Origin of the sequence: Rhizobacter sp. (assembly GCF_031412495.1) — a bacterium.
Classification (GTDB): domain Bacteria; phylum Pseudomonadota; class Gammaproteobacteria; order Burkholderiales; family Burkholderiaceae_C; genus Schlegelella_A.
Window position 1 is genome coordinate 1 of the sequence record NZ_JANODC010000366.1, and the last position, 6,035, is coordinate 6,035.

6 protein-coding genes are annotated in these 6,035 nt (G+C 70.1%); 4 read left to right on the top strand and 2 right to left on the bottom strand.

What is annotated here, in order from left to right; translation table 11 throughout:
- A partial coding sequence (locus AC30N0_RS13460) for a S8 family serine peptidase (RefSeq protein WP_489518423.1) occupies positions 1 to 1,117 on the bottom strand: 1,117 nt, incomplete at its 3' end.
- Positions 1,118 to 1,347: 230 nt separating this feature from the next.
- Here AC30N0_RS13460 and AC30N0_RS13465 point away from each other — a divergent pair.
- On the top strand, positions 1,348 to 2,571 hold the full coding sequence (locus AC30N0_RS13465; protein WP_489518418.1) for an SMP-30/gluconolactonase/LRE family protein: 1,224 nt from the start codon (positions 1,348 to 1,350) through the stop codon (positions 2,569 to 2,571).
- A 33-nt stretch (positions 2,572 to 2,604) separates the two neighbouring features.
- Here AC30N0_RS13465 and AC30N0_RS13470 read toward each other — a convergent pair whose 3' ends face one another.
- Positions 2,605 to 2,925 carry a hypothetical protein gene (locus AC30N0_RS13470; protein ID WP_489518419.1) on the bottom strand — a complete coding sequence of 107 codons (321 nt, stop codon included), beginning with the start codon at positions 2,923 to 2,925 and terminating at the stop codon, positions 2,605 to 2,607.
- A 114-nt stretch (positions 2,926 to 3,039) separates the two neighbouring features.
- Here AC30N0_RS13470 and AC30N0_RS13475 point away from each other — a divergent pair, with 114 nt between their 5' ends.
- The 3 genes from AC30N0_RS13475 to AC30N0_RS13485 all read left to right on the top strand — a co-directional run.
- Positions 3,040 to 4,359, top strand: a complete 1,320-nt coding sequence (locus AC30N0_RS13475) for a family 1 glycosylhydrolase (protein ID WP_489518420.1) — start codon at positions 3,040 to 3,042, stop codon at positions 4,357 to 4,359.
- Positions 4,360 to 4,369: 10 nt separating this feature from the next.
- Entirely contained in the window at positions 4,370 to 5,107 is a 738-nt protein-coding gene (locus tag AC30N0_RS13480) for an SDR family NAD(P)-dependent oxidoreductase (RefSeq protein ID WP_489518421.1), read from the top strand.
- A 131-nt stretch (positions 5,108 to 5,238) separates the two neighbouring features.
- Positions 5,239 to 6,035, top strand: a 797-nt coding sequence (locus AC30N0_RS13485) for a PilT/PilU family type 4a pilus ATPase (RefSeq protein WP_489518422.1), incomplete at its 3' end; no start/stop codon positions are given.

The following is a 6,035-nucleotide window of genomic DNA, read 5'->3' on the forward strand; positions in this document are numbered from 1 at the left end:
TCGTGACCCACGGGCTCGGATGCGCGACCGTGCTGCCGACGGGGCCGGAATTTCCCGCCGAAGCAGCGACGAACACGCCGGCGTCGGCGGCGAACAAGAAAGCGACCTCGACCGGGTCGAGGAAGTTGGTGCTGGTCCCGCGGAGGGAGAAATTGATGACGTCGACGCCGTCGGCAACGGCCTGGTCGATCGCCGCCACGCTGTCCGAGTTGAAGCAGCCGCCCTGGTCGTGGTTGCCCCAGCAGACCTTGTAAGCGGCGATGCGCGCCCGCGGCGCCATGCCGCTGATGCTGCCCAGGACCGCGGCCGCGCCGGTGGCGCGAACGTTCTCGTTTCCGCCCGCCGTCGAGGCGGTGTGCGAACCATGGCCGTCGGCGTCGCGCGCGGAGTTGAACTCGTAGGGGAACTCCGCCTTGATGCCCGCGTTGCCGCCGTAGCCGGCGTTGAAGTACTGCGCCGCGATCAGCTTCTGGTTGCAGTGGCTGCCGTTGAAGGCGTCGCCGGGCGTGCACTTGCCATGCCACCCCGGGATCTGCTGGTAGGCGCGCTTGCCGTCCGGGGTGCGGTCGGAGAAGCTCGGGTGCTCGGGCCAGATACCGCTGTCGACGATGCCGATGACGACGTTCTCGCCCTTGGCCTGGCTCCAGGCGCCACCCGCAGCCTTGAGGCCGAGGGAGTCGGGCGTGCTGCTGGTGGTCATCCGACGCGCCGTGTCCTTGGTGACGGCCAGCACGCCGGGAGTCTGGCGCAGCTTCTGCGCCTGCGCCTCGGTGAGCTCGGCGGCGAAGCCGTTGAACACGTAGCCGTAGCTGTACAGCTTCCTGCTGGCGCCGACGCGGGCCAGCGCCGTGTCGTGCTTCGACGTCAGCAGCGCCTTGTAGCTGACCACGGCCGGGCCGTTCGGATCGATCTTGAGGCCCTTGCCGGGCTTGGTGGCGGCGTAGCCGCGAATGCCGCCGCTGTAGGCCGTGACGGGCAGGTCGGCCATCTGGACGATGTAGGCCTTGTTGGTGCCCTTGCCCTTGCCGTCCGCGGCGGAGGCCACGGTCGCCGTCATCGCGCCGAGGCCCACGGCCGTGGCCATGGCCGTGGCCGACAGCCACCTGGTCGTCGTCATCTTGTTCACGCGGCCCCTCCGTTCATCGCTGGTCCACCGGTGCCGCAGCAGGTGATTGCACCCATCGCAACTCGCTGAGCGATCGTCGTCCGAGCCATCGTCAGTCGTCATAGTGGTTACCCGCGCGACGGGATTTCCCAATTGACCGGTGCGCGCCTAGTGATCTCGGAGGACAGACAAAAAGGCCGAGGGCGGCGAAGATAGCGGCCTCCTCTCAGGCCGAACACCCGATGCCCTGGACCCGGTGGATCACCCTCGCGGCCCTGCTCGCCGGCGCCGTGCTCCCTGTCCATGGCACCGATGACGACGCCGCTGCGGCCGCGGCCCGGGCCAGCCTCGAACGCGTCCGCACCCTGCGCGCGCAACGGCCAGGCGACGGGCTGCTCGCCTTCTATCAGGCGATCGCGCATGCCGCCCTCGGCGAGCGCGAGGCGGCGCTGGCCGAGCTGCGCACGCTGCTCGGGCGCCGTCTGGGCATCGTGCCGTCGAAGGGCATGGGCTTCGACGCGCTGTGGGCCGACGCAGAGTTCCAGGGCCTGCGCACCCAGCTCGGCGCCGAGGAGGTGCGCACGGCGCCGGCGCCGGTCGCCTTCCGCCTCACCGATGCGCGCCTGATCCCCGAGGGCATCGCCTTCGACCCCGACGGCCGGCGCTTCTTCGTCGGCAGCATCGCCCAGCGCAAGATCGTCGCCAGCGACCGGGTCGGCCGGGTGCGCGACTTCTCCCATCCCGGCGACAAGCTCGACGCCGTGCTTGGGCTGGCCGTCGACCCGCGCCGGCGCGTGCTCTATGCCGTGAGCACCAACGGCTTCGAGGACAGCGCCCGGGCCGAGCGGCGCAATGCCGTGCTGCGCTACGACCTCGCGCGCAACCGGCTCGCCGCACGCTACGACGTGCCGGCGGCGCTGCAGCTCAACGACATCGCCGTCGCACCCGACGGCACGCTCTACGCCACTGACTCGGGCGCCGGCTCGATCTACCGCATGCGGCCCGGCGAGAGCGCGCTGGCGCCGTTCGGCCCGGCGCAGGCCGCACCCGGCGCGAACGGCATCGCCGTCGGCGCCGACGGCGCCGTCTACGTGGCGGTGTCCACCGGCATCGTCCGTCTCGACGCGGACGGCACGCCGCAGCGGCTGGCGCAGCCGGACAGCGTCGTCACCGGCGGCATCGACGGCCTGTACTGGCACGAAGGCGACCTCGTTGGCGTGCAGAACGTGCCCAACCCGGGCCGCGTCGTCCGCCTCCGCCTGGGCGACGGCGGCCGCCGCATCGACGGCCTCCGGGTCCTGCAGTCGCACCACCACGGCGCCTTCGACGAGCCGACCACCGGCGCCATCGCCGAGGGCGCGCTGCACGTGCTCGCCAACAGCTACGTGCGACGCTTTCAGCCGGACGGCACGCTGAAGGAAAGCGACAGCCTGTCGCCGCCGATCGTCATCGCCGTGCCCCTCTAGCGGCGCCGGGCGGCGCCGCGCCGGCGCCGGCCGCTAGACCGTCTTCAGGCTCAGCCTGCGCAGCAGCGCCGTGGCGACGGCGCGGGCCTGGCGCCCGTGCAGGCCGGGCAGGCTGCCGGCGGCCTCGAAGCGGCGCTGCTCGAGCGCGTCCATCACCGCCGAGCAGACACGGCCGAGCTGGGCCGCGAGCAGCGCGTCCGGGTAGTCGGTCATCGCCGCCTTCATGCGGCGGACGAACAGGCGGTAGGCGACCGCGTCCATCGCCGTGCGCCCCTTCTCCATCGACTCGAGTCGAGCCGCGAGGTGGGCGATGTACATGCGCTTGCCGGAGAGGCGAACGGAACGCTCGTGCATGGGACGGACCTCGATGGAAGGAAGCAGGGCAAGGATGCCCCGCCGCGCCCAAGGCGATCGGCCGAGTAATACCCTTTCGCCAAGCCTGTTCAGCCGCGGGCCGCAGGAGCCTCGTTGATCCCGCCGTTCATGTTCGCCACCGGCATCGAGAACAGCTACCCGACGATCCAGGGCGGCCGGGTCCGCGTCGACGAGATGGCCAAGTGCGGGCACTACGAGCAGTGGCGCACCGACTTCGACTGCGTCCAGGAGCTCGGCATCCAGGTACTGCGCTACGGCCCGCCGCTGCACCGCACCTGGCTGGGGCCGGGCCGGCACGACTGGGAGTTCACCGACCTCGCCTTCGCCGAGCTGCTGCGCCGCGACATCACGCCGATGGTCGATCTGTGCCATTTCGGCATCCCCGACTGGATCGGCAACTTCCAGAACCCGGACTTCCCGGCCCTGTTCGCCGACTACGCACGCGCCTTCGCGCAGCGCTTTCCCTGGGTCCAGCTCTACACGCCCGTCAACGAGATGTTCATCTGCGCCACCTTCTCGGCGGCGTACGGCTGGTGGAACGAGCAGCTGCGCAGCGACCGCGCCTTCGTCACCGCGCTGAAGCACATCGTCAAGGCCAACGTGCTAGCGATGCAGGCGATCCTCGAAGTGCGGCCGGACGCGATCTTCGTGCAGAGCGAGTCGACCGAGTACTTCCACGCCGACAGCCCGGCCGCGATCAAGCCGGCCGAGATCGCCAACGCCAGGCGCTTCCTCTCGCTCGACCTCAACTACGGGCGGCGCGTCGACTCGGAGGTCTACGAGTACCTCTGCGACAACGGCATGACGCGGGAGGAGTACCACTTCTTCCTCGGCAAGGGCCTCAAGCAGCACTGCGTCATGGGCAACGACTACTACACGACCAACGAGCACCGCGTCTTCGCCGACGGCGAGACCTTGGCCTCGGGCGAGATCTTCGGCTACGACGGCATCACCTGGCAGTACTACGACCGCTACCGCCTGCCGGTGATGCACACCGAGACCAACTTCACCCAGGGCGAGCGCGGCGACGAGGCCGTGTTCTGGCTGTGGAAGCAGTGGGCCAATGTGCTGCACGTCCGCAACGAGGGCATTCCGGTGATCGGCTTCACCTGGTACTCGCTCACCGACCAGGTCGACTGGGACTCGGCCCTGCGCGAGGACCGCGGCCGGGTCAACGCGCTCGGCCTGTTCGACCTCGACCGCCGCATCCGGCCGGTCGGCGAGGCCTACCGCAAGATCATCCGCGAGTGGGGCAACGTGCTGCCGACGCAAAGCGTCTGCCTGCGCGTGCCGGTCTACTCGCCGCACGAGAGCCGGGCCGCGCACGAGGCCAGCGCACGCGACGCCGAGGCGCGCGCCGAGAAGGGCGACAGCCACGCGACGGCGCAGCTGCAGAACAGCGGCGGCGGCTGAGAGGCGGCGCATGCGCTTCGACGACAAGGTGGTCCTCGTGACCGGCGGCGCCACCGGCATCGGCCTGGCGACCTGCCTGCGCTTCGGCCGCGCCGGCGCGCGCGTCGTCGTCGCCGACCACAAGGCCGACCGCGCCGCGTCCGCCGTCGAGCAGCTGCACGGCGCCGGCGTGGCCGAGGCGATGGCCGCGACCTGCGACGTCGGCGTCGAGGCCGAGGTCGCGGCGGCTGTGGCGGCGACGATGGCGCGCTTCGGCCGGCTCGACGTCGTCGTCAACAACGCCGGCATCATGATCTTCAAGCCGATCGAGGCGCACACCGAGGCCGACATCCTGAACGTGCTGCGCGTCGACTTCCTCGGCGCCTTCTGGTTCACCAAGCACGCCTTCCTGAACTGCCGGCCGGGCGCCGCGATCGTCAACGTGTCGAGCATCCACGCCATCGAGACGACACCGCTCGTCGCCGCCTACGCCGCGGCGAAAGCGGCCGTGCTGTCGCTGACACGCACCGCGGCGATGGAAGGCAAGCCCCGGGGCATCCGAGCCAACGCCGTGCTGCCCGGGGCCATCGAGACGCCGATGCTGCGCGAGAACCCGAACGTGAAGTCGGGCGCCGAGGTGATCGAGGCCGCCGACGTCGGGCGGCCCGACGACGTCGCCGCGGCGATCGCCTACCTCGCCTCGGACGACGCCGCATTCGTCACCGGCGCCGAGCTCCGCGTCGACGGAGGTCGTCTGGCCCGTCTCTGAGCTGCGGCCTCGTCTCGCGCCGACCGTCAGCACGCTGCGCAAAGTGTGCTTTCCTCCCCGCGACCCGGGCCCAGCGCCGTGCGCTTTGCTGGCAACCTCCGCCGTCGCAACGAACGTCGCTCCGGAGCCCCATGTCAGCAGCCTTCACCGAAGAACAAGCCCGCGCCTACATGCACAAGCTGCTGGCGACCATGAGCCAGGCCGGCGGCTCCGACCTCTTCGTCGCCGCCGACTTCCCGCCGAGCATGAAGGCGCAGGGCAGCATGAAGCCGCTCACGGCCCAGAAGCTCGGCGCCGACGTCACCCGCATGCTCGCCCACTCGCTGATGAACGAGACGCAGCGGCAGGAGTTCGCCAAGGAGATGGAGTGCAACTTCGCCATCTCGATCCCCGGCGTGTCGCGCTTTCGCGTCAACGTGCACATGCAGCAGCGCTGCGTCAGCATGGTCATCCGGACGATCGCCTCGGAGATCCCGAACTTCGAGAAGCTCAAGCTGCCCGAGGTGCTGAAGGACGTGGTGATGAACAAGCGCGGTCTGGTGCTGGTGGTCGGCGCGACCGGCTCGGGCAAGTCGACCACGCTGGCGGCACTGATCGATCACCGCAACCGCACCTCGGCCGGCCACATCATCACGGTCGAAGACCCGGTGGAATACGTGCATGCCTCGCGCATGTCGCTGGTGACGCACCGCGAGGTCGGCGTCGACACCAAGTCCTGGCACCACGCGCTGAAGAACACGCTGCGCCAGGCGCCCGATGTGATTCTGATCGGCGAGATTCGCGACGCCGAGACCATGGAGCACGCGATCGCGTTCGCCGAGACCGGCCACCTGTGCCTGGGCACGCTGCACGCCAACAGCGCGAGCCAGACGATCGAGCGGATCATCAACTTCTTCCCGGAAGAGCGGCGCGCCCAGCTGCTGATGGA

What these genes read in the sequence shown, in the direction of transcription:
- AC30N0_RS13465 (WP_489518418.1), top strand. Translation starts at nt 1,348, where the DNA reads ATGCCCTGGACCCGGTGGATCACCCTCGCGGCCCTGCTCGCCGGCGCC.
- AC30N0_RS13470 (WP_489518419.1), bottom strand. Translation starts at nt 2,925, where the DNA reads ATGCACGAGCGTTCCGTTCGCCTCTCCGGCAAGCGCATGTACATCGCC.
- AC30N0_RS13480 (WP_489518421.1), top strand. Translation starts at nt 4,370, where the DNA reads ATGCGCTTCGACGACAAGGTGGTCCTCGTGACCGGCGGCGCCACCGGC.